Here is a 24551-nt window from a genome sequence, read left to right as displayed (position 1 = left end):
TCGTGTTATTTATCAAATAATTTCACAATGAAATTCGACCCTTCACCTAATGTAGATTCTACTTTAATTTGTCCATTATGTGCCTCTACGATGTGTTTAGTGATAGATAATCCTAACCCTGTTCCACCTGAATCTCGACTTCTTGCTTTATCTACTCTATAGAATCTTTCAAATATTCTTTTTTGCTCATCTTCAGAAATACCAATGCCGTTATCTTTAACAGATATGATTTGTCCATCTGATTCTTCTTTAATCGTTAATATCACTTCACTTGATTGAGGGGAATAACTGATTGCGTTTGATAATAAATTAATAAGCACTTGCGTAATCTTACCTTTATCACCTAATGCGTTTACTTCTGATGTTATGTTATTCGTTAATTGAATCTCTTTTTTCTCAGCTAATGTGGATACTGCTTTTAATGCATGTTCACCTAAATCAGATAGATTCATACATTCTTTAGGTATTTCTGTATTTTGCTCAATCTTAGATAAATCGAGTAAATCTTGTACTAGCGATTGAATTCTATTTGATTCTTCTAAAATGATATTTAAAAACATATCTAATGATGCAGGATCATCCTTTGCACCATCCATTAGAGTTTCAGCAAACCCTTTAATTGAAGTTATAGGCGTTCGCAACTCATGTGAGACATTCGCTACAAAATCTTTTCTCATATGTTCTAATTTTTTCAACTTTGTAATATCATGCATAACAACAACTAGACCAAGTAATCTGCGTTTGCGCCTCGTTAATACTGGTATAACCGATACTTCAAAGAATTTATTATGAACATTATTGATATACAATTCTATTTGCTCAAAAACAGGTTTCTCTAGTTTCATTGCTTCGTTCATCATTTGTGTGATTTCAATATTAGGCATAACATCTTTAAACAACTGTCCTTCTGCATTTTGCATGCGTCCAAATAACTCATGGTACGTTTTATTAGCAATGACAATTATGCCTTCTTTATCAACCATTAATGTTGCACTTGGAATGTTTTCTAAAGTTGTCTCTAACCTATTTCTTTGTAATTTTTGCTCGTTATTTAAATCATCTAATGTTCTCGCTAAATTATTCGTATTAATAAATAATTCCTTAGTTTCTTTCACATTACTTTCTGGGACTCTTACACGGTATTTACCAGATGCCAGTAATTTCGTCGCATATGTTACTTCGTTAATTGGATGTATATACGACGTATTAATATATCGCACGATAAAATATATTAACGGCAGCGTAAAGAATAAAACAAGTAATAAATACTTCCAGATTTCTTTTTGTAATGATGAAATAGTTGTCGAATGTTTTGCTAAGACGACAGTATAACCATTATATTTTTTAGCATATATCACGTCAGCATTTCTTTTACTTACTTCGTAAAATTCATCAAATGTTTGTGCATCGGATATAGCTTCTTTTCTCTTTTGATTAAACAGATGTGTATCTACATTTGAAGAACTAAATACTTCACGTCCATTTTTCTCAATTAATACATCTTGTTCAAAAATATTTAAAATTTGATTTAAATTTTCAGGATCTTTTTTAACTATTTTGTAGATTTTATCTGATTCATCTTCTAATAGTTTTTGTTGTTGTTTGGAAATTAAATCATAACTAGAATTATGAAGGAAGAAACCTAATACAAGAAAACTTACAACAGTTACAGTTGTAAGTATAATTAATAGCTTATTATAAAATTTAATCATTATTTTTCGGTCTTTCTAACTTATACCCTAAACCCCTTACAGTTTTTATAAATTGCGGTTGTTTAGGATTTTCTTCAAGTTTATCCCTCAAATGACTAATATGTACGTCAACAATTCTAGAATCACCAGCAAATTCATAATTCCATACTGAATTCAGCATATGTTCTCTCGTAATCACTCGACCTTGTCTTTCAATCAGATATAATAACAATTCGAATTCTTTAGGTGTTAATTCTAATAATTCATCATTACGATATACTTCGAAATAATCTGGTCTAATTCTAATAGCACCTAAAATAATATCCTCATCGTCGTCTAATTGATTACTTTCAACTTGGCCAACACGACGTAAAATTGCTTTAACACGTGCAACAACTTCTCGTGGCGAGAATGGCTTCGTCATGTAATCATCTGCACCAAGTTCAAGTCCTAATACTCTATCAAACTCGTCATCTTTTGCAGTTAACATCAGAATTGGTACTTGATTCTTATCTGAACGTATCGTCTTACAAACTTCAATTCCATCCTTTTCAGGTAACATCACATCTAACACTACCAAATCAGGTTTTTCATCATTTACTTTCTCAAGTGCTTGCACACCATCATATGCTACGATTACTTGGTAACCAGCTTGTTCTATATTATATTTAAGCAATGTAACGATTGATTGTTCATCGTCTACTACCAATACCTTTTGTGACATGAAAGATCCTCCTTAAGCGAATTAACCTAATTATAACGTAATTTATTTAAAAAATAATGCATATTTAGAGAACTTTACAAAAAGTTAACATTACCTTCATAAAAGAAAGTGAACGAATATGAAATCTACCATTTCTATTAGGTTTCATATATTCGCTCACTTAGTCATGAATTTAAAATTACTTATTTACTATTTTAATTTATTGTAAGATATCTCTAACTACTTTAACTGATTCTGCAGATTCATCTAATAACTGCTTCTCATCAGTTGTTAAATCTAATTCTATAATTTTTTCTATACCATTTTCACCTAAAACAGTAGGTACTCCTAAATATATATCTTCATAACCATATTCACCATCTAAATAAGCAATTGACGGTAATACGCGTTTTTGATTTTTAAGGATAGCTTCAGTCATTTCAACTAACGCAGCAGCCGGAGCATAATATGCTGAACCATTGCCTAACAAGTTCACAATTTCTGCGCCACCTGTTCTTGTACGATCAACAATTTCATTGATCTTATCTTCAGATAATAAGCTTGTTAAAGGTACGCCCCCAGCAGCTGAATATCTAATTAACGGAACCATCGTATCACCATGACCACCTAATACAAATCCAGTAACATCTTTCACTGATAAATTAAGTGCTTCAGCCACAAAAGTTCTGAATCTTGCTGTATCTAATACACCAGATTGTCCAATAACTCTTTCTTTAGGGAAACCTGATGTTTTATAGACTGTATAAGTCATAGCATCTACAGGGTTAGTTAAGACAATTATAATCGCATTCGGTGAATATTTAACAATTTCTTCAGTTACTGATTTCATAACACTTTGATTTGTTTGTACTAAATCATCTCTTGTCATACCAGGTTTTCGTGCTACACCGGCAGTTATAATTACTATATCTGAGTCTTTTGTATCTTCATAACTTGAAGTACCAGTTACTTTTGAATCAAATCCTAGTACAGGTGCACTTTCTGCGATATCTAATGCTTTACCTTTAGTTGGATTTTCTGATTGTGGTCTATCAACAAGTACAACATCGCCTAATTCTTTCTGAGCCGCTATAAAAGCCGCCGTCGATCCTGTAAATCCTGCACCAATAATAGAAATTTTCTTTCTTGTCACTTTAATCATCTCCTTATAATAAAAGGAAGGTTAACAAGTAACCTTCCTCATTTAATGCTATATTATGGTAAATTTTTGATTAATTCATCAGCGAACTCTGAAGATTTAACTTCAGTAGCGCCATCCATTAAGCGAGCGAAGTCATATGTTACTACTTTAGAAGCAATTGTAGCTTCAACTGATTGAGTTACTTTGTCAGCAGCTTCTTGCCAACCTAAGTGTTCTAACATTAATACACCACTAAGTAATACTGAAGATGGATTAACTTTATCTAATCCAGCATATTTAGGAGCTGTACCATGTGTAGCTTCAAAGATAGCGTGTCCTGTTTCATAGTTAATATTAGCTCCAGGTGCAATACCAATTCCACCAACTTGTGCAGCTAATGCATCTGAAATGTAGTCACCGTTTAAGTTCATTGTTGCTACTACATCAAATTCAGCAGGACGCGTTAAAATTTGTTGTAAGAAAATGTCGGCAATTGAATCTTTAACAAGTAATTTACCTTCTGCTTCAGCATCTGATTGTGCTTTATCAGCAGCTTCTTTACCTTGTTCTTCAACAATTTTATCGTATTGTTGCCAAGTGAAGACACGATCTCCAAATTCACGTTCAGCTAAATCATAGCCCCATTTTTTAAATGCACCTTCAGTAAATTTCATAATATTACCTTTATGAACTAAAGTAAGGTTACGACGGTTATTATCGAAAGCATAATTAATTGCTGCTCTTACTAAACGTTCTGTACCTTCTTTAGATACTGGTTTAACACCGATACCTGAAGTTTCTGGGAATCTAATGTTTTTAGCACCCATTTCATCTTGTAAGAAGTCTACTACTTTTTTAGCTTCTGGTGTACCTTCTTGGAATTCAATACCAGCATAGATATCTTCTGTATTCTCACGGAAGATTACCATATCAGTATCTTCTGGACGTTTAACAGGTGAAGGAACCCCTTGGAACCAACGTACTGGGCGTAGACAAGTAAATAAGTCTAACTCTTGACGTAATGCCACGTTTAATGAACGAATACCGCCACCAATTGGTGTAGTTAATGGCCCTTTAATCGCAATTAAATATTCTCTAATTGTTTCTAAAGTTTCGTTAGGTAACCATTCTCCAGTTTCATCGAATGCTTTTTGACCAGCAAGTACTTCTTTCCATTCGATTTTCTTTTCACCGTTATATGCTTTTTCAACTGCAGCATCTAACACTCTGCTTGCTGCATTCCAGATATCTGGACCAATGCCGTCCCCAATAATAAACGGTATAACTGGATTGTTCGGAACATTTAAAACACCTTGGTTTGTAGTAATTTTTTCTGCTGTCATTATAAAATTCCTCCATCTAATTTGTAGTTTATAAATTTCAAAATGATACTATACTATACTATCTATTTTCAATAGAATCGTATTTGCGATCACGTTCACCAGTGTATTCTGCTCTTGGTCTCATAATTCTATTTGTTCTGTATTGTTCTAGAATATGTGCTGTCCAACCAGACATACGACTAATAGCAAATATTGGTGTAAATAAATCATGATCAATACCCATACTATGATAAACGGTCGCACTGTAGAAATCTACATTTGGAAGTAAACCTTTCTCTTCTTTCATGATTTCAGCAATACGCATTGAAATTTCGAAAAGTTCCTTCTGACCAGTTTCATCAGTAATTCGGCGACTCATTTCTTTCAAATATTTCGCTCTTGGGTCACCATTTTTATATACTCTGTGACCGAATCCCATGATTTTTTCTTTGTTTTCTATTTTTTGCTTAATGTAATCATCTGTTTTATCTAATGAACCAATTTCAGTTAACATATTCATAACTTGTTCATTTGCTCCACCATGTAATGGCCCTTTAAGTGCTCCAGCCGCCGCTGTTACACCTGAATACATGTCAGATAAAGTTGAAACTGCAACTCTTGCTGTGAAAGTTGATGCGTTGAATTCATGGTCAGCATGTAAAATCAATGCTTTATTGAAACCTTCAACTTCAACGTCAGTTGGCTCTACACCTCTTAACATGTACAAGAAGTTTGCTGCATAACTATAATCTTTCTTAGGTTTAACAACTTCTTTGCCTGATCTTACACGTGAGAATGAAGCTACTAATGAAGCCACTTTAGCTTGAATTCTAATAGCTCGCTCATAATTTGATTCTTCATCAAATTCCTCCGCAGTTGGATCAAAATGCGCTAAATAAGATAAAGATGTTCTTAGCCCTGTCATAGGATGTACTTTATCTGTTGCATAATCCTCAAAGTGACTATACATTCTTGGATTTAAAGTCATATAATCATATAGTTTTTCATTTAATTCTTTTAACTCTTCTTTGTTTGGTAATCTTAAATTCCAAAGTAAAAACATTACCTCTTCAAATAAAGCATTTTCAGTTAGATCATCTATTTCATAACCTGCGTAAGTTAATTGATTATCTATTATTGAACTAATTTGAGTTTCAGAAGCAACAATGCCTTCTAACCCTTTTGCTACTTGTGCCATAATATTATCCCCCTTACTTAATAATTGCCCATATATGTAATGGCTTTCATATTCCATTATATATAATTTCTCTCCATTTGTGAATGCGTAGAGCATTGAAACATGAAAATAGTTAGCTTTTAAATTAAGATAATAATTCGCGAATGTAATTTTATAATTTTTATTTTTTTCATATAATACATTGCAAAATATGCCTTGAAGACTATGAATTCAAGTCTTTGCGTTCATTATATCTTACTATGTATCTCAGATATATTCATAACCAAAATTCTATCCATTCATTTTTATTATTATATATGATAAAAACTATAAATCATGATTACGTTCTCAAAATAAGCATATAACATTCATTTTTTAATTGCTATTTTATTACAGTAAGTTCATAATAAAAACATAAAAAAAATGAATATGAAAGAAGGAATTAATGTTTATGGCTAACAATTTACAAAGGGAGTTAAGCAATAGGCATGTTCAGCTTATTGCTATAGGTGGAGCCATTGGTACCGGATTATTCCTCGGTGCCGGTGAAACAATTCACTCAGCTGGACCTTCCATATTGCTTACCTATATCATTATAGGGTTAATATTATTTTTATTTATGCGTGCTTTAGGGGAAATCTTACTTTCAAATACAGGATTTCACTCATTCGCTGATGTAACACATACATATATCGGGCCATTTGCCGGTTATGTTACAGGTTGGACATACTGGTTCTGTTGGATTGTTACTGGTATGGCTGAAGTTACAGCAGTTGCAAAATACATAAGTTTTTGGTTCCCAAACATTCCTACTTGGATTACAGCACTATTTACTATTCTAGTATTAATGTCGATGAACTTAATGACAGCAAAATTATTCGGGGAATTAGAGTTTTGGTTTTCAATTATTAAAGTAACAACGATTGTCGGTTTAATTGTTGTAGGTGTAATTATGATTGTTATGGCATATGAAACACCATATGGCACTGCATCTATTACGCATATATGGGATCATGATGGGATATTTCCTAATGGAATGAATGGGTTCTTCTTATCATTCCAAATGGCAGCCTTCTCATTCGTTGGTATTGAGTTAATCGGTGTTACAGCGGCAGAAACGAAAGATCCACATAAAACAATACCAAAAGCAATTAACAATGTACCGATTCGTATTATGCTTTTTTATGTTGGTTCATTAATTATCATCATGTCAATTACACCTTGGGATAAAATTGATCCAGCAGAAAGTCCATTCGTAAAATTATTTGGATTAATTGGTATCCCTATCGCAGCTGCAATTATTAACTTCGTAGTATTAACAGCAGCAGCGTCATCTTGTAACAGTGGGATATTCTCAAATAGTAGAATGCTTTATGGATTATCACAAAATGGACAGGCAAACAAAGGGTTTGGCCAAACGAATAAAGCCGGTGTACCTTATAAAGCAACATTATTTAGTTGTTTATTACTTATGATTTCAGTGTTATTAAACTACATCATCAAAGATGCTGGCGAAGTATTCAAATACGTAACATCTGTATCTACAGTTCTATTTTTAGTTGTATGGTCACTTATCGTAATAGCTTATATTAGATACCGTAAAATTGCACCCGAATTAAATAAAGCATCTAAATTTAAATTACCAGGTGGCGTACCTGTTGCTTGGATTACATTAATATTCTTTATATTTGTATTTGTATTATTAATGATTGAAAAAGTCACTCTAATTGCGATATTAATTACACCAATTTGGTTTATCATACTCACATTGATGTACTTTTATCAAAAGAAGAAAATATTTAAATAGAGCATTAATAAAGAAGTGATACAACATTTGTTGTATCACTTCTTTTATTTCTACTTCTGATTCATCTAGATCATTATGATATTATTTTCAAATAATATCTTATACAAAAAAACAACTTTCAATATTAGCACTTTTGCTAACATTGAAAGTTGTTAAATGTTTATATATTATAGTACGTTTGCATAACCTTCATAAACTTTATGTTGTTTAGGATCTAAAGTGATAAGTGTACCATCAACAATTTTTTGACGTGCATTTTCAACGCCAACGATTGTAGCAACACCTAAGTTTAATCCAACTACAGCTGCATGTGAAGTTAATCCACCTTCTTCAGTTACGATACCTTTTGCTGTTTCAAGATAAGGAACCATGTCAGCATCAGTAGATTGAGTAACTACGATAGACTCACTTAAGTCTTTACCTTTTAAATCTTCTGCAGAGTTAACTACTACTGCTTTACCTACTGCTGAATGATGACCGATACCTTGTCCTTTAACTAATTCGTCACCTACTAAATGAATTTTCATTAAGTTTGTAGTACCAGTTTCACCAGTTGGAACACCCGCAGTGATAATAATTAAATCACCATTATCTACTAAACCAGTATTAACTGCTGTAGATACTGCATTATTTAATAATTCATCAGTTGTTTGTTTACCTTTTTTAACTACTGGTAATACACCCCATACTAATGACATATGACGAGCAGTTGATTCGTTAGGAGTCACTGCAATAATATGTGAATGTGGTCTGTATTTAGAAATCGTTTGTGCTGTAGCACCACTTTCAGTTGCTGCAACAATTGATTCTACATTTAAGTTTAATGCTGTATGTGCTACTGAAACACCAATCGCATTTACTAAGTTTGTATCAATCATTTTAGAACGATCTGATAATAATTTTTTGTAATCTTGAGCATCTTCAGCCGCAACTGCGATGTTTTGCATTGTACGTACTGCTTCTTCTGGGTATAATCCAGCAGCTGTTTCACCTGATAACATAACTGCATCTGAACCATCATAGATAGCATTTGCTACGTCACTTGCTTCGGCTCTTGTACAACGAGGGTTTCTTTGCATAGAGTCTAACATTTGTGTTGCAGTAATAACTGGTTTACCTAATTTATTACATTTTTGAATTAATTGTTTTTGAACCATTGGTACTGCTTCAGGTAAAATTTCAACACCCATGTCGCCACGTGCAACCATTAAACCGTCTGAAACTTGAAGGATTTCATCGATATTTTCGATTCCTTCTTCGTTTTCAATTTTAGGAATAATTTTAATTGTATTTGTATTTTTTTCTTCTAAGATTGCGCGGATATCAAGAACATCTGAAGGACGTCTTACAAAACTTGCAGCAATAAAGTCTACGTTTTGTTCGATACCGAAACGGATATCACTTGCATCTTTGTCTGTAATACCAGGTAGGTTTACTTTTACGCCAGGTAAGTTAACACCTTTTTTATTTTTTAATTCTCCAGTATTATCAACTGAACAATGTACTTCACCTTTGCCGATATCTACAGATTTAACAGTTAATTCAATTAAACCATCATCTAAAAGAATTGTAGATCCTACTTCAACATCTTCAGCTAATTTTTCATAAGTTACAGAGAAAGCTTCAGGTGTTCCTTCAACTTCTGTTGTTTTGATTGTAACTTCAGTACCTTTAGTTAATTCAATCAAACCATTTTTCATATTATGAGTTCTGATTTCAGGTCCTTTAGTATCTAAAAGAATACCAATATTTTTATTTAATTTTGCACTTATTTTTCTGATTGAGTCGATACGGCCTTTATGTTCTTCATGACTACCATGTGAGAAGTTTAATCTTGCTACGTTCATACCTGCAAGCATTAATTTTTCTAACATTTCTTCTGATTCTGAAGCTGGTCCGATCGTACATACAATTTTTGTCTTTCTCATTTTAAAATGACCTCCATAGTTTTTACTTAATTAAATAGATAATTGATGCGCTAATTCATACATGTTCTTGTCGATATTATGTTCTGCTTGGAATATTTCGTCAAAATGCGTACATGTTAATTCATTTTGTTGAATACCAACTGCTTTTGCACTTTCACCTTGCATAAGCAATTCTACAGCATAACCACCTAATCTAGATGCTAACACACGATCCATTCCAGTAGGTGTACCACCTCTTTGAATGTGTCCTAAACAAGACACACGTGTATCAATATTGATGTATTTCTTCAACTCTTCACCACATTGATTACCAGTCATAACACCTTCGGCACAAACAATGATAGAGTGTTTCTTACCACGTTCCATACCTTGTTGAATTTTTTCAGCAATCTCTTCAATATCTGCTTTCACTTCAGGAATTAAAATAGTTTCAGCTCCTGCAGCTAATCCAGACCATAAAGCTAAATCTCCAGCATCTCTACCCATAACTTCAATGATAAAAGTACGTTCATGGCTTGATGCCGTGTCTCTAATTTTATCTACTGAATCAATAATTGTGTTAAGTGCTGTATCAAAACCAATTGTAAAGTCAGTACCATTAATATCATTATCAATTGTACCTGGCACACCAATTGTTTTAAGATTTTTAGCTTCTTCACTTAATCTTTGAGCGCCTCTATAACTTCCGTCTCCACCAATAACAACTAACCCTTCAATGCCTCTTTTTTCAAGGTTACTGATTGCTTTAGCGCGGACTTCTTTATCTTTAAATTCAGGACACCTTGCAGAATAAAGGAATGTTCCACCTCTTTGAATCATGTCACCAACTGATCCTAATTCAAGCTTCTGAATATTATCATTGATCAGTCCTAAGTATCCTTGATAGACACCATAAACTTCGATTTCATGATAAATAGCTTTACGAACAACCGCACGAATAGCTGCGTTCATACCTGGAGAATCTCCACCACTCGTTAACACTGCAATTTTTTTCATAAATATACAGACCTCTCTTGTAATATGATTGTTTATTTAAAAATAACACAAATAATAGCTTGATTCCATTAAAACTAACGTTATTTAAATATGTAAACGTCTTCTTTATGCATCGTTTATAAATTTGTAATATTCTCCAAATTGAAAACGTTTTAAAATCTCTTCATCCGAATCAAATTATTTGCATAAAAAAAGAAGGCAGTAAGTACAAATCTAAAATCCGTTTAGACTTAAATCACTTACCCCTTCTAGTTTATTTTTTAATCTATAAAACTACCAATGTTACGATATTTGTTAAATCGATCTTCAACTAAACTTTCTGGTGAAAGTTGTTTTAATTCCTCAAGATGATTAACTAATGATGTCTTAATGGTAGCAGCTTGATTTTCTAAATGACGATGTGCGCCACCAGATGGTTCTTTAATTACTTCATCAACAACATCTAATTCAAATAAATCAGGTGCTGTGATTTTCATCGTTTCTGCCGCCATTTGAGCTAAACCAGAATCTTTCCATAACAGTGCAGCTGCACCTTCTGGAGAAATCACTGAATAAGTACTGTTTTCGAGCATTAATAAACGGTTAGTAACACCTAATCCAAGTGCACCACCACTACCACCTTCGCCAATTACGATTGATATCACTGGTACTGATAATGAAGCCATTTCAACTAAATTTTTAGCTATAGACTCACTTTGTCCTCGTTCTTCTGCCGCTTTACCTGGGTAAGCACCTTTCGTATCAATAAAGGTAATAATTGGTCGATTAAATTTTTCAGCTTGTTTCATTAGTCTTAGTGCTTTACGATACCCTTCAGGATGCGCCATACCGAAGTTACGATAAATATTATCTTTTGTATCTTTACCTCTTTGATGTCCAATAACTGTTACTGGCACACCATTGAAATATGCTAATCCGCCTATTAAAGCTGGGTCATCTCTAAAGTTTCGATCGCCATGTAATTCAATAAATTCATCAAAAATATACGGAATATAATCTAAAGTTGTCGGTCTTTCTTGTAACCTAGCAACTTGGACTCGATCCCAAGGTTTTAAATTTTCATATATGTGTTTCGTTTCTTTTGTTAAAGTTGCTTCTAAAATTTCAATCTCATCCGCAAGATTAACATCATGTTTTTCTTGATATGCTTTTAATGATTCAATCTTTTCTTTAATTTCTTCTAATGGCTTTTCAAATTCAAGCATTGTCTTTCACCTCATTATAATGCATCTTAAGGACTGTACTTAATGTATGATACATATCTTGTCTATGTACAACTTTATCAAGTTGACCATGCTCTAAAAGGAACTCCGCAGTTTGGAAATCATCAGGAAGTTTCTCGCTAATTGTTTGTTCGATAATTCTTCTACCTGCGAATCCTATTAATGCTTTAGGTTCAGCAAAGTTTAAATCACCTACTGATGCGAAACTAGCAGAAACGCCTCCAGTTGTAGGATGTGTCATATATGAGATGAATAACAATCCGTTATCACTATGTCGCTTAATCGATACACTTGTCTTAGCCATTTGCATTAGTGAAATAATACCCTCTTGCATTCGTGCACCACCACTTGCTGTAAATAAGACAAATGGCAAGTGATTTTCAGTACAATAATCTACAATTCTACAAATTTTCTCACCAACTACTGCACCCATACTCCCCATTCTAAATCGAGAGTCCATGACACACACACCATAAGGGATACCATCTATTTTAGAGATACCTGTTACAACCGCGTCGTTCAGACCAGTCTTTTTACGATCTTTTTCTAGTTTATCTTCATATCCAGGAAAATTTAATGGATTAGATGCTGTCATACCTACATCAAATTCTTTAAATGAACCTTCATCACTAATCGCTCTAATTCTATCATGAGCTGAAAGTGCAATATGATGATCACAGTTGAAACAAACATTTAAATTTTGTACTAATTCTTTTGTGTACATTATTTTTTTACATTTTGGACATTTCGTCATTATACCTTCTGGAACATCGTTGTCTTTACTATTCTGAACAGTTACATATTTTTTCTTTTTATGGTTTCGATTGAACAAGTCTTTAAACATGTCACTATCCCCCTAACCTTTTTTACAATTATCTCTTTCAAATCTATCACTATATTGAGAGAGTAGTTTCCAAATCATGTACATAATGTGATTATTGTTAGAAGAAACAAGTTCTTCTTTGGATTGTATTTCACGCGTACTATGCTCTTCACAGAAGGATTCAATCATCCATTTAATTTCATTAATTTCATCTAGTTGCGATTCATTATGAATTAAGAACCTTCCGATTAAATCAAAAAGCTGGTGCTGGTACATATCACTTAGAAACGTACCTTCACCTCTTCTAGTATGTATAACACCTAGTAGCTCTAAAGCTCTAAGTGCTTCTCTTATACTTGATCGTCCTACATTTAATGTTTCACTTAAAAACCTTTCGGAAGGTAACTTTTCGCCCACTTGAATATTTTCTTCAACAATAATTGATTGAATTTGTTCGACAATCTTGATTAATCCTTTTTGCTTTTCTTTATCCAATGTGGTGTCTCCCTTCAAAGTTATGACAAGTCAGCTAACTCATATGTTTTACGTTCGATTTCATCGATATCCGCATCAATACGGGCAACACCTGACTCCATACCTGCCTTAGCTACTGCTTTAGCCACGTATGGTGCCACTCTAGGATCAAATGGACCAGGAATAACATAATCTGCATTACGTTCATCTTCACCAATCAAATTAGCAATAGCTTCAACAGCCGCACGTTTCATTTCTTCATTGATATGTGTAGCTCTAATATCCAATGCACCTCTAAAGATACCTGGGAATGCTAATACATTGTTGATTTGATTTGGGAAATCTGAACGACCAGTTCCGATTACTTTTGCACCCGCTTCTTTAGCAATATCAGGCATAATTTCAGGTTCTGGATTAGCCATCGCAAATATAATTGGATCTTCGGCCATTGATTCAACGTGTTCTTTTGTTAAAGCACCAGCTACTGATACCCCAACAAATACGTCTGCATCACGAATAACATCTTCTAAGTTACCCTCGATTTTATCTTCATTCGTCCATTTCGCAACAAAGTCTTTTGTTGGATTCATTCCATATGGACGATCTTCATAGATTGCGCCTCTTGAATCACACATAATCATATTTCTTACGCCATAACTATATAATAATTTAATAATTGCGATACCAGCAGCGCCGGCACCATTTAATACTACTTTTATATCAGATAATTTTCTGTCAGTAATTTTAAGCGCGTTAATTAAACCAGCTACTGTTACAATAGCTGTACCGTGTTGGTCATCATGAAAAACAGGTATTTTAGTTTCTTTTTTTAATCTTTCTTCAATTTCAAAACATCTAGGTGCTGAAATATCTTCTAAGTTTACGCCACCATAATTTGGTTCTAATAATTTTACTGTATTTACGATTTCATCTACATCTGTTGTATTTAATGCGATAGGAATACCATCTACACCAGCAAAACTTTTGAATAGGACAGCTTTACCTTCCATTACAGGTATACTTGCTTCAGGTCCAATATCTCCAAGTCCAAGTACTGCTGTACCATCAGTGATTACAGCGACTGTATTTGATTTCATAGTGTAATCATAAACTTTTCTTACATCTTCATGAATGTCTTTACATGGTTCTGCAACACCTGGAGAATAAGCTAAACTTAATTCTTCTTTATTAGTTACTTTAACTTTTCCATAAACACCTAATTTACCTTGATTCTCTTTATGCATATATAAAGCGTCATCTCTTAGTGACAAAATAATCATCCCTTCATTGTATATATCTATTTATACATTATACATGAAATTTTAATTTTTAAATGAATAAATTCTTCACAGTGGTCAGACCACCATGAAGAATACTATATCACAATTTATTTAATTAATAAAGACTATAAAATACGCACATTTTCATATCCGATATGATTAATAAACGCCTCTAGATCAACGGCATCTAAATTCAAATATCCAAGTGATTCAGAATGATAATTCTCATCATTAAAGTATGTCACTTTTATCCCACTAGAATTTGATTGCGTAATCCATTCTTCTTTATCTGATATCTTTCTAATCACAATTTCTTTCACTGAATTAAGTTTTTGTTGTTTATAATTATCGAGTGTCTCTATTTGATTGATAATCATTTGAACTTTACCATTTCTTTTTTCAAACTTTCCAAGGACAACTATTGGTATTTCAGTTATGTTTAATGTTTCAATATTTCTAAATACGTCCGGAAATATCACACCTTCAACTTCATTTATACCATCAATCAAATTAACAAAAGCCATATTTTGCCCTTTTTTAGTTCTGATTTTACGTAATGACGCTATCATGACTAACATATGCTTATCATTTTGAGAAGCTGTGATTGGGTAAACAGACAAATATTGATGTTGTTTAAATAAAGTACGAATTGGATGTTCAGTTGCATAAAATCCTAAATATTGCTTTTCAAGTTCACTTTTTTCCAGCAAGGACATTTCTTCAACTTGTTTGAACTCTTTTTTCACATTCAACCCTAGCTCAACTAGCAAGTGGTTGGCGTCGCCTACTGAATCACCACTATCATAAACATCATCAATGGACTGTAGCATTGAAGCTCTGTTTTGGCCAAATTCATCTAAAGCGCCAACATAAATTAATGCTTGAATTAATTTTTTGTTTTTCACTTTACTTGGCAAACGATGAACTAAATCATACATATCTTTAAAAGGACCGTGTTCTTTCCTCTCATTGACAATGGTTTTTACACTTTGAAATCCGACACCTTTTATAGAACCTAAAGATGTATATATACCGTTTGATGACGCTTTATAATACCATTCACTTTTATTAATTGAAGGTGGATATATTTGCACACCAATACGTTTCAATTCTGTAACCATTTGTTCAGTTTTCACTTCATTACCGATCACATTCGATAAAATAGAAGCATAAAAATAAGTAGGATAATGAACTTTTAAGTATGTCATTATGTAGGCAATCTTACTATATGCCACTGCATGTGCTTTCGGATATCCATAATCAGCAAATTTCAATATTAAATCGAATATTTTAATTGCAGTATCCTCTTTATAACCTCGTTGTAAACTACCATCTACAAAATGCTTTCTTTCGCTCTCTAATACTTCTCTATTTTTCTTACTCATCGCTCTTCTAAGTATATCCGCTTCACCATAAGTAAATCCGGCAAATGTACTCGCTATTTGCATAATTTGTTCTTGATAAATAATGACTCCATAAGTAGACTTCAGAATATTTTCTAAATCTGGATGTAAATATTCAATTTGTTCATTTTGACGTCGACGTTTGATATATGTTGGTATTTCTTCCATTGGACCTGGTCGATATAAAGATGTCACTGCAACAATGTCTAAAAAGTGATCCGGTTTTAACCTTTTCAAGACACTTCGCACACCTTGTGATTCAAGTTGGAATATACCTGTTGTTTCACCTTTAGATAACAATTGAAATACTTTCTTGTCATCAAATGGTATTTCTTCAATATTAACAGAAATCTTTTCCTGATATTTCACTTGATTAACCACTTGTTGAATAATTGACAAATTTCTTAAACCAAGAAAGTCTATTTTTAAGAGACCAATTTTTTCAGTTTCAGTCATCGTCCATTGGGTTAACATGCCCGTATCGCCCATCATTGTCGGTACAAATTCATGTAATGGCTGATCGTTTATAATGATTCCGGCAGCATGGGTAGACGTATGTCTTGGTAGTCCTTCAAGTTGTTGACACAGTTGGAACCACTTTTCATGCAAATGATTTTGCGTTACAAATTGCTTAAATTCATCACTTTCAAACGCCTCATTAAGTGTAATACCTAATTTGTGCGGTATCAGTTTTGAAATATAGTTTAATGTCGCATCATCAAATTGTAATATTCTACCAACATCCCTTGCAACAGCTCTAGCTTGTAAGTGCCCATAAGTTACAATACCTGAAACACGATTATCTCCATATTTGTTCTGTACATATTCAATCACTTTATCCCTTTTTGTGTCTTGAAAGTCGATATCAATATCGGGCATCGTTACACGTTCAGGGTTTAAGAATCGTTCAAATAACAATTCAAATTCAATCGGATCGATTGTTGTGATGTTCAATATATAACTGACAATTGAACCACCTGATGAACCACGGCCTGGACCAACGAGTATGTCATTATCTTTCGCAAAATGAATTAAATCACTCACAATTAAGAAGTAATCTGCAAAGCCCATGCTTGTAATAATGTCATATTCATACTTTAGTCGTTGCTCATATCGCGCATCGAACTGTGGGTATTTTGATTTGTTCTTCATCAATAAATCCCAGAGATATGCATCACTTGTCTGATTATCAGGTGTTTCATATTTAGGTAATAAATCTTGGTGGTAATTAATTTCAACGTTACATTTTTTGGCGATTTCATCTGTATTGCGTATACTTTGTTCATCTATATTCAATGCATCTATATCTTCCTGTGAGAAGAAATGACGGTTTGTTGACTGATTAAAATCAGACATGATGAGCTTTTCATTGTTTTTTATCGCATTTAAAGCGATTAAACTATCACTGTCTTCTTTATTTAAATATAAAGCAGATTGAATATATACATGCTGATATCCAAATTGAATATCAGCATCATGGGAAATATACTTATCATCTTGTTCTATTTTTATATCCTGAAATAAATATTGATTTTCTGAATTCAATTGCTTGGCTATAACGATTAAACCTTCTGCATAAGTGTTAACCCAATCAATCGGCGTTGAATAGCGTGACTTGATTGAAATTGCAGAAGATAATTTTATTAAATTGTGGTAGCCTGTTGTATTTTTCGCTAGTAATACACACTCTAATTGATTCAATTGATCATCTAAATATATCGTCAAACCGAATATTGGTTTGATTTCTGCTTTCTTACATTCATCATAAAACTGTAAAGCTCCGTGCATCACATTTAAATCTGTAAGAGCAAGCGCCTGATAATTTTCATTTTTCGCTTTTTTCACAACATCAGATATTCTAATGCTTGAATTTAACAAATCATATGACGAATGAATATTTAAATGACTTACCATGCGCTTTTCCTCCTAAATTTCAGATTTAATGTCTGCTGCTAATGACTCAAATTCTTCCCAACTATAAACAGATGCGCCCGAAGCATTTGGATGTCCGCCACCGTTGTATTTCGCAGCAATATGATTAATTTTAATACCTTTAGAACGGATACGACATCTTATTTCTTTACCTTCATCTACTGCAAACACCCATGCTTTAAGACCTTTAATATCTGCTACAGTATTAACAAATAATGATGCTTCGTTCGGTTGTAATTGGAATGACTCTAATATTTCTTTCGTTATCTTGATGTAACAGAAACCTTCACCATCGTAATTAAAGTTTTGAAGAATATAACCTTGAAAATGTAATAAATCTGGATCTCGTTCACTTAATTGGTTTAGTAATTTATTTCTTTCGAAATCTTTCTTCATTAATTCTCCAGCAACTGCCATCGTATGTGGTGTTGTATTATTAAATAGGAATCTACCTGTATCCCCTACAATCCCAAGATATAATACACGGCTAGCTTTTTCACTAATTTCAGTGTTATTTAAATTCCACTCATGAATTAAATCTACAATGATTTCACTAGTAGATGAAGCATTTGTATTTACATAATTAATATCTCCATATGAATCTACAGGTGGATGATGATCAATTTTAACTAATTCTTTCCCTTGATTATATCTTTCATCATCTATTCTTGGCGCATTTGCTGTATCACAAACGATAACAAGTGCATCTTTATATTGTTCATCAGCAACATTATCCAAATCGCCTATAAAAGCTAATGTCGGTTCTGGTTGACCAACTGCATATATCTCCTTATTTGGAAATGCTTCTTGTAATGAATATTTCAAACCTAATTGTGATCCATATGCATCCGGATCTGGTCTCACATGCCTATGTATTATAATAGTTTCATATTGCTTTATTTTATTTAATATTTCTTCCATTGTTATCCTTCTTTCTATATATTTACTTATAATTTATTAATTGATATAATTCGATTTGGTAGGAGGTTAAAATAATGACACCTGAAATCATGTCTACATTAGTTGCTATAGCAGTGACAATGATGATAATTACATTAATATTTGCGATATTAAATATTGCACGTGCTTTTAGAACAAAAAGAGACGTTAGAAAAGCTTATCATAAAGCGCGTTCAAGATTCTATTTTGGACTATTTATGATTGCCTTTATGCTTGATCAAGTATTATTGTTCCCTACTTTAGTAACATACATAATTGCTCTTGTTTTATTATTTTTCGGTATTTTAAATATCATGTATGGTCACAAAGCAAGTAAATATTTCAAAGGTAATCTACCAATTGAGAATAAAGCTTGGGAAGAATTCGAACAGCAAAAACGCAATTAAATATTTACCGGGGCGGGACAACGAAATCTTTTTGTATAAATTAGATTTCTGTCCCGCTCCCTTTTATTTTTCAAGCAATTGGCACATAAGTAATGCTTTAGCGACAGTATCATTCCCACTAACCATAGTAACTTCGAACTTAGCAAAAAGTCGACCTACATCTAGCGTTGATATTTGCACCTCAACATCTGCATCAATTTGTACAGTTGTTAAATAATAAATATCAATATGTTCAATCATGATTTCAGATTTTCTTATTTTTCTCACTTCATATCTTAATGCTTCTTCAATGACTGCTATGTATACCGACTTCGTCATCATACCAAATTGATTTGTGAGTTGTGGCGATATATTCACTACAACATTACCATTTTCCATAGTAATTTGTTTAGCAATTTGATCATGAATGGTTTCACCAATTTGTGGTTGTCTACTCATCAATTGCATCGTTTTTAAAACATCTTCTCTTGAAATAATTCCTATCAATTCTTTACTGTTATTTACTACTGGCAGTAATTCTATACCTTCCCAAATCATTAAATGTGCACACGTTGCAATCGTAGTATTTAAATGTGCCACTATTGGTGATTTAGTCATAACTGTTTTTATTAATTTATCTTGTTCTAAATTGACAATATCCTTACTTGTCACGATACCAACAACTTTTCTTTCACTATCAACAACAGGAAATCTTGTGTGAGACGTTTGTTGTGATAATTCATGCCAGTCTATTACTTTTTGCATATCATCTAAATATGAAGTTTTATCAATTGGAATCATAATGTCTTCAACCATTAAAATTTCTTTTTTAATCATTTGATCGTAAATGGCTCTATTAATGACATTTGCTACTAAGAATGTATCGTAATTAGAAGAAATAATAGGCAATTCATACTCATTGGCATATTCTATAATTTCTTCATCCGCTTCAAATCCCCCAGTGATAAGAACTGCAGACCCTCGTTTTAAAGCTTCCATCTGAACGTCTGATCTATTACCAACTATAAGCAACGTATTCTTCGTTAAATAACGAACAACATCTTTCAATTCCATTGCACCTATCGCAAATTTAGATAATGTTTTATATAAACCTTCTTTGCCACCTAAAACTTGTCCATCGACAATTTTTACAATTTCATTAAAAGTAAGATTCTCAATTTGTTCTCTAGACTTTCTTTCAATCCTCACGGTGCCCACTCTATCTATTGATGCAACAAGTCCTTGATTGTCAGCTTCTTTTATCGCTCTATACGCAGTTCCCTCTGACACATTCAAATCTTTAGCAATCTGTCTGACAGAGATTTTATGGCCAACTGATAACGACTCAATATATTTAATTATTTGTTCGTGTTTCGTCATATTTATACCCTCTATCACTATTAATGTATTACTTACTATTATACATTTTTCATACATTAAATGATATGACAATATAAGAAGGGAGCGGGACAGAAATCTAATTTATTAAAAAAAGATTTCGTAGTCCCGCCCCGGCAAGGATGACTAGAGTTGAAGAAAGCTTGATTCAAGCGCATCTTCAACTCAGTCATCTACTGCCAAGTTACTAAAAGAGGCTGAGACATTACATTATGTCCCAACCTCTTCTAATAGATTTCACTCAAATTTATAGTTTTACAGACTCACCTGGTTTTAAAATATTCACTTCAGCTTCAGTTACTGCTTGCTTAAATTCTTCAGGATCCTGCTTAATATAATCAAATGTATCGTAATGAATAGGTACGACTTTTTTAGGTTTGATAAATTCATTAATCGCATAACTTGCATCATCAATACCCATCGTAAAGTTATCGCCTATTGGAATAAAGCATAAATCAACTGGATGTCTATCAGCAATAAGTTTCATATCACTAAAGAGTCCTGTATCACCTGTATGATAAATCGTTCCTGCCTCAGTTTCTAATACAATTCCTGTAGGCATACCTAGATAAACGATTGTCCCATCTTCTTCTGTAAAGCTATTACTATGGAAAGCTTGTACGAATTTTACTTTTCCGAATTCAAAAGCAACATTACCCCCAATATTCATTGGGTGTACATTTTCTAATCCATGTTTATTAGATAAATAATCAATAATTTCCGGTAATGCAATGACAGTTGCACCTGTTCTTTGAGCTATTTTAACTGTATCGCCTAAATGATCGCCATGACCGTGAGTTAAAATGATATAATCTGTCTCTAATTGACTTGCATCTAAATCTGAAAGTGGATTTCCAGAAATAAATGGATCTACGATTACTTTATGTCCTTTACTTTCAAAATAGATTACTGATTGTCCATGAAATGATACCTTCATGAATTTCCCTCCTCACATTGTCTTATCCACATATTATATACCCTAAATTTGAATTTATGAATCAAGAAGTCTAAAATAATGTAGTAAGAAAGATAATTGGGAGGCAGAACAATGAATCATAATGAAATTACTACATTTTTAAATGACAATAACGTCGATGCGGCATGGATAACGACACCGTTAAATATTTTTTACTTAACAGGATACTTATCTGAGCCACATGAACGCCTATTTAGTTTATTAATTACAAAAGATGGCGAAGAAACTTTATTTTGTCCAAAAATGGAAGTTGAAGAAGCGAAAAATGCCGGCTTTAAAGGGAATATCGTCGGATATTTGGATACAGAATCTGCTTTTGACTTAATCGAACAAAGGGATTATGCAACATTTGCGATTGAGGCTGAACACTTATCAGTTAAACGATTACGTGAAGTTGAACAAGCATTTAATGTTCAACAAATAGAAGATATTGATCAAGTATTAAAAGATGTAAGAAACGTTAAGACGGATGAAGAAATTGAGTTACTTCACGAAGCGGCAAAATACGCTGACCTTGCTATTCAAGCTGGTGTAGAAAAATTAGCTGAAGGTGTAACTGAAATTGAAGTCTTAAATCATATTGAAACAACAATGAAGCAACATGGTATCTCTAAAATGAGTTTTGACACAATGGTACTTTTCGGTGATCATGCCGCTGCACCACACGGTACACCTGGAGATAGACAACTTAAAAACAATGAATTTGTACTATTCGATTTAGGTGTCATCTATAAAGGTTATTGTTCAGATATAACGAGAACTGTAGCATTTGGTACGCCTACAGATAAAGCAAAAGAAATTTATAACATTGTTTTAGAAGCAAATAAACAAGCAATTTCAATAATCAAACCTGGCGCTAAAATTTCTGAATGCGACAAAGTTGCACGAGATATTATAAGTAATGCCGGTTTTGGTGAATACTTCCCACATAGACTTGGTCACGGACTCGGTTTAAGTGTGCATGAGTTCCCTGATATTTCGAGCGCGAATAAAGATGAATTCAAACCAGGTATGGTGCTTACAGTAGAACCAGGTATTTATGTTCCAGGTGTAGCTGGCGTAAGAATTGAAGATGATATCGTTGTTACAGAAGATGGACATCGCATCTTAACAGGATATCAAAAATGATTAAAGAAGCATGCGTTGAAACGATTGAACAAATAGAATACGCAATTAATAATGGCGCTAATAGAATTGAGCTATGTGACAATCTATCTGTTGGTGGAACCACTCCTAGTTATGGATTTGTTAAAGTAGCGACAGAATTATGTCATCAAAACAACGTTGAAATTGCTGTAATGATTCGACCACGTGGCGGAAATTTCATTTATAATTTTTTCGAATATGAAATCATGAGAGAAGATATCATCCAATTAAAATCATTGAATGTAGATGCTTTTGTATTCGGATGTTTAGATGTACACAATCAATTAGATGAGTGGAAAATGCAAAGTTTGAAAGATGCCTGCGGAAATATAGAAGCCGTTTGTCATATGGCTTTTGATCAAATCAATCCCTATCGTCAACTCAAATCATTAGATTGGTTAATTGATAATCAATTTGCACGATTATTAACACATGGTGGAACTGAAGATACGATTATTTTTGATAACATTAATCATCTAGCTAAACTACTCATCCATTCAAAAGGCAGAATCACTATTATGCCAGGAGGCGGATTGAATAAAGATAATTTAGCAAAATTAATCGAAGACATCCCCTTTGATAACGTGCACGGTACAAAAATAGTATAGAAAATGTAAAACCAGAATCGACCTAAACAAGGTTCGGTTCTGGTTTTTGGTATATGTGATGGGTGGCGGATGGGCTTGGCTAACGGACTCTTCTCTTTAGTTTTGTCCGTTATACTACTCTAATGGACAGTTCTTCTGCTTTTTGGGTGTTAGCCTCTGCCTAATGTGCTATCCATTCCAATACTGTACTTTATATTCAATTAAAGTGAACTTTTCTCAGTCATTGGATATTACAACTGACTTTAAACCAGCTATTACTTATAATCTATATTTCTTATACCTAACATCATCTGATTTAAATCTTTTTGCACAAATCCTTTGAACTGATTTACCACTCACATTCTCACACCATGCTAGTGCTTCTTTCATTGAAAATGGCGCCTGCTTCAAAGTGTAAAGTTCCTTCAAATTGAAATACAATACTTCTTCGGTGTTTGTCCGTGCATGACAAGAGTAGCAATCAAATTTCTTTTGTCTCTCTATCCGTTTCACCGTAAACATTTTCCGGCAGTTCGGGCACTTTAATCCTTTTTTGATTTTTCAAATTCTACGTATATTTCTTTCTGATAATATTTTGAATGGATATTCTCAAATTGCTGTATTGTTCTGATTACCGCTTGATCTTCAATGGATTGATTTGGGTGGATAATTTTGAAAAGTTTATCTAGTTCATGTGGAAGTAGTACTTGAATTTCGCGAGGTCTATTACCTATTAATGAAAAATGGGGATTTGTAAAAATGATAATTGGTTCTATAACTCTATTTATTTCTGTTTTATAAAATATTTCTTGTAATTCGTTTCTAATACGCTGTATTTGTAAAACTGGAGATTGATATTTCATACCGAATGTATTTTTTATATAATCTCCATCAAAGTACCATTCATTGTTATAATGTTTGATTTCAAAGACGAATACTTTGTTGGAAGATGTGACGATGAAGTCTGCTTGAATGTGGTTGCGGCTGCCAAATTCAAAATCTCTCAACATGTTTTCAACTCCAATATTATTTAATACTGATTGAAAATATTCTTCACCTTCTCTCCCTATCGAGATAGAAGTTAAATCTTTACGTTGTTCATTAGTTAGTGGATGTCTTCCTTCTAATGATTTTAAATAACTGATATATTCTTTCTCTTTCATTCATTGACTCCTTTCTTCAATGTGTATTCTCTATGTAAAATGATTATATAAAATTC

General features: G+C 33.0%; 21 protein-coding genes. 4 read left to right on the top strand and 17 right to left on the bottom strand.

The features are described 5' to 3' along the window. Positions 1-5 precede the first annotated feature (5 nt). The 5 genes from pnpS to P3U32_RS05485 form a co-directional block, all read right to left on the bottom strand. Positions 6-1712, bottom strand: a complete 1707-nt coding sequence (gene pnpS, locus P3U32_RS05505; RefSeq protein ID WP_323704609.1) for a two-component system histidine kinase PnpS — start codon at positions 1710-1712, stop codon at positions 6-8. Next, positions 1705-2415 carry a response regulator transcription factor gene (locus P3U32_RS05500; protein ID WP_323704608.1) on the bottom strand — a complete coding sequence of 237 codons (711 nt, stop codon included), beginning with the start codon at positions 2413-2415 and terminating at the stop codon, positions 1705-1707. Before P3U32_RS05500 ends, pnpS begins: the two co-directional genes overlap by 8 nt. Before the next feature lie 199 nt (positions 2416-2614). Beyond that, positions 2615-3553, bottom strand: a complete 939-nt coding sequence (mdh, locus tag P3U32_RS05495) for a malate dehydrogenase (RefSeq protein ID WP_323704844.1) — start codon at positions 3551-3553, stop codon at positions 2615-2617. Positions 3554-3609: 56 nt separating this feature from the next. Next, the gene (gene icd / locus P3U32_RS05490) at positions 3610-4878 is read right to left on the bottom strand and encodes an NADP-dependent isocitrate dehydrogenase (protein WP_323704607.1); all 1269 of its coding nucleotides are present in this window, start codon (positions 4876-4878) and stop codon (positions 3610-3612) included. Positions 4879-4936: 58 nt separating this feature from the next. Beyond that, the gene (locus tag P3U32_RS05485; RefSeq protein WP_323704606.1) at positions 4937-6055 is read right to left on the bottom strand and encodes a citrate synthase; all 1119 of its coding nucleotides are present in this window, start codon (positions 6053-6055) and stop codon (positions 4937-4939) included. A 430-nt stretch (positions 6056-6485) separates the two neighbouring features. Between P3U32_RS05485 and P3U32_RS05480 the strand changes: the two genes are divergently transcribed. After that, on the top strand, positions 6486-7841 hold the full coding sequence (locus P3U32_RS05480) for an amino acid permease (protein WP_323704605.1): 1356 nt from the start codon (positions 6486-6488) through the stop codon (positions 7839-7841). Between the two features lie 167 nt (positions 7842-8008). On the opposite strand, the gene pyk is transcribed toward P3U32_RS05480, so the two are convergent. The 8 genes from pyk to P3U32_RS05440 all read right to left on the bottom strand — a co-directional run bounded on the left by pyk (position 8009) and on the right by P3U32_RS05440 (position 18821). Then, the gene (gene pyk, locus P3U32_RS05475; RefSeq protein ID WP_323704604.1) at positions 8009-9769 is read right to left on the bottom strand and encodes a pyruvate kinase; all 1761 of its coding nucleotides are present in this window, start codon (positions 9767-9769) and stop codon (positions 8009-8011) included. A 30-nt stretch (positions 9770-9799) separates the two neighbouring features. Continuing rightward, positions 9800-10765: a 6-phosphofructokinase gene (pfkA, locus tag P3U32_RS05470; RefSeq protein WP_323704603.1), complete on the bottom strand. Its 966-nt coding sequence runs from the start codon at positions 10763-10765 to the stop codon at positions 9800-9802. A gap of 260 nt (positions 10766-11025) precedes the next feature. Further along, positions 11026-11970 carry an acetyl-CoA carboxylase carboxyl transferase subunit alpha gene (gene accA, locus P3U32_RS05465; protein WP_323704602.1) on the bottom strand — a complete coding sequence of 315 codons (945 nt, stop codon included), beginning with the start codon at positions 11968-11970 and terminating at the stop codon, positions 11026-11028. Further along, positions 11963-12832, bottom strand: coding sequence for an acetyl-CoA carboxylase, carboxyltransferase subunit beta (gene accD / locus P3U32_RS05460; RefSeq protein ID WP_323704601.1), 870 nt, complete (start codon positions 12830-12832; stop codon positions 11963-11965). The genes accA and accD overlap by 8 nt, the downstream gene beginning before the upstream one ends. 12 nt (positions 12833-12844) lie before the next feature. Then, on the bottom strand, positions 12845-13306 hold the full coding sequence (locus tag P3U32_RS05455; RefSeq protein ID WP_323704600.1) for a FadR/GntR family transcriptional regulator: 462 nt from the start codon (positions 13304-13306) through the stop codon (positions 12845-12847). A 20-nt stretch (positions 13307-13326) separates the two neighbouring features. After that, complete coding sequence (locus P3U32_RS05450) at positions 13327-14556, bottom strand: NADP-dependent malic enzyme (protein WP_323704599.1); 1230 nt, start codon at positions 14554-14556, stop codon at positions 13327-13329. Between the two features lie 134 nt (positions 14557-14690). Then, positions 14691-17882: a DNA polymerase III subunit alpha gene (locus P3U32_RS05445; protein WP_323704598.1), complete on the bottom strand. Its 3192-nt coding sequence runs from the start codon at positions 17880-17882 to the stop codon at positions 14691-14693. A 12-nt stretch (positions 17883-17894) separates the two neighbouring features. Continuing rightward, positions 17895-18821, bottom strand: coding sequence for a DHH family phosphoesterase (locus tag P3U32_RS05440; RefSeq protein ID WP_323704597.1), 927 nt, complete (start codon positions 18819-18821; stop codon positions 17895-17897). A 74-nt stretch (positions 18822-18895) separates the two neighbouring features. Between P3U32_RS05440 and P3U32_RS05435 the strand changes: the two genes are divergently transcribed. Next, a complete protein-coding gene (locus P3U32_RS05435) occupies positions 18896-19246 on the top strand; it encodes a YtpI family protein (protein WP_323704596.1) in 351 nt (116 codons plus the stop codon). 63 nt (positions 19247-19309) lie between these two features. Here P3U32_RS05435 and P3U32_RS05430 read toward each other — a convergent pair whose 3' ends face one another. Beyond that, positions 19310-20605, bottom strand: a complete 1296-nt coding sequence (locus P3U32_RS05430) for a DRTGG domain-containing protein (protein WP_323704595.1) — start codon at positions 20603-20605, stop codon at positions 19310-19312. 265 nt (positions 20606-20870) lie between these two features. Beyond that, a complete protein-coding gene (locus P3U32_RS05425) occupies positions 20871-21560 on the bottom strand; it encodes a metal-dependent hydrolase (RefSeq protein WP_323704594.1) in 690 nt (229 codons plus the stop codon). A 111-nt stretch (positions 21561-21671) separates the two neighbouring features. Between P3U32_RS05425 and P3U32_RS05420 the strand changes: the two genes are divergently transcribed. Both P3U32_RS05420 and P3U32_RS05415 read left to right on the top strand, forming a co-directional pair. Next, positions 21672-22727 (top strand): M24 family metallopeptidase, encoded by a 1056-nt coding sequence (locus P3U32_RS05420; RefSeq protein WP_323704593.1) that lies wholly within the window; start codon positions 21672-21674, stop codon positions 22725-22727. Continuing rightward, on the top strand, positions 22724-23353 hold the full coding sequence (locus P3U32_RS05415) for a copper homeostasis protein CutC (RefSeq protein WP_323704591.1): 630 nt from the start codon (positions 22724-22726) through the stop codon (positions 23351-23353). The genes P3U32_RS05420 and P3U32_RS05415 overlap by 4 nt, the downstream gene beginning before the upstream one ends. A gap of 258 nt (positions 23354-23611) precedes the next feature. Here P3U32_RS05415 and P3U32_RS05410 read toward each other — a convergent pair whose 3' ends face one another. Together P3U32_RS05410 and P3U32_RS05405 are read right to left on the bottom strand one after the other, a co-directional pair. Next, positions 23612-23743 carry a hypothetical protein gene (locus P3U32_RS05410; RefSeq protein ID WP_323704590.1) on the bottom strand — a complete coding sequence of 44 codons (132 nt, stop codon included), beginning with the start codon at positions 23741-23743 and terminating at the stop codon, positions 23612-23614. A gap of 131 nt (positions 23744-23874) precedes the next feature. Then, positions 23875-24495 (bottom strand): nuclease-related domain-containing protein, encoded by a 621-nt coding sequence (locus P3U32_RS05405; protein ID WP_323704589.1) that lies wholly within the window; start codon positions 24493-24495, stop codon positions 23875-23877. Positions 24496-24551: the final 56 nt, after the last annotated feature.

Origin of the sequence: Mammaliicoccus sp. Dog046 (genome assembly GCF_034039665.1) — a bacterium.
Classification (GTDB): domain Bacteria; phylum Bacillota; class Bacilli; order Staphylococcales; family Staphylococcaceae; genus Mammaliicoccus.
The sequence above is the reverse complement of the archived record's forward strand: the minus strand, read 5'-3'. Positions and strand labels throughout refer to the sequence as shown.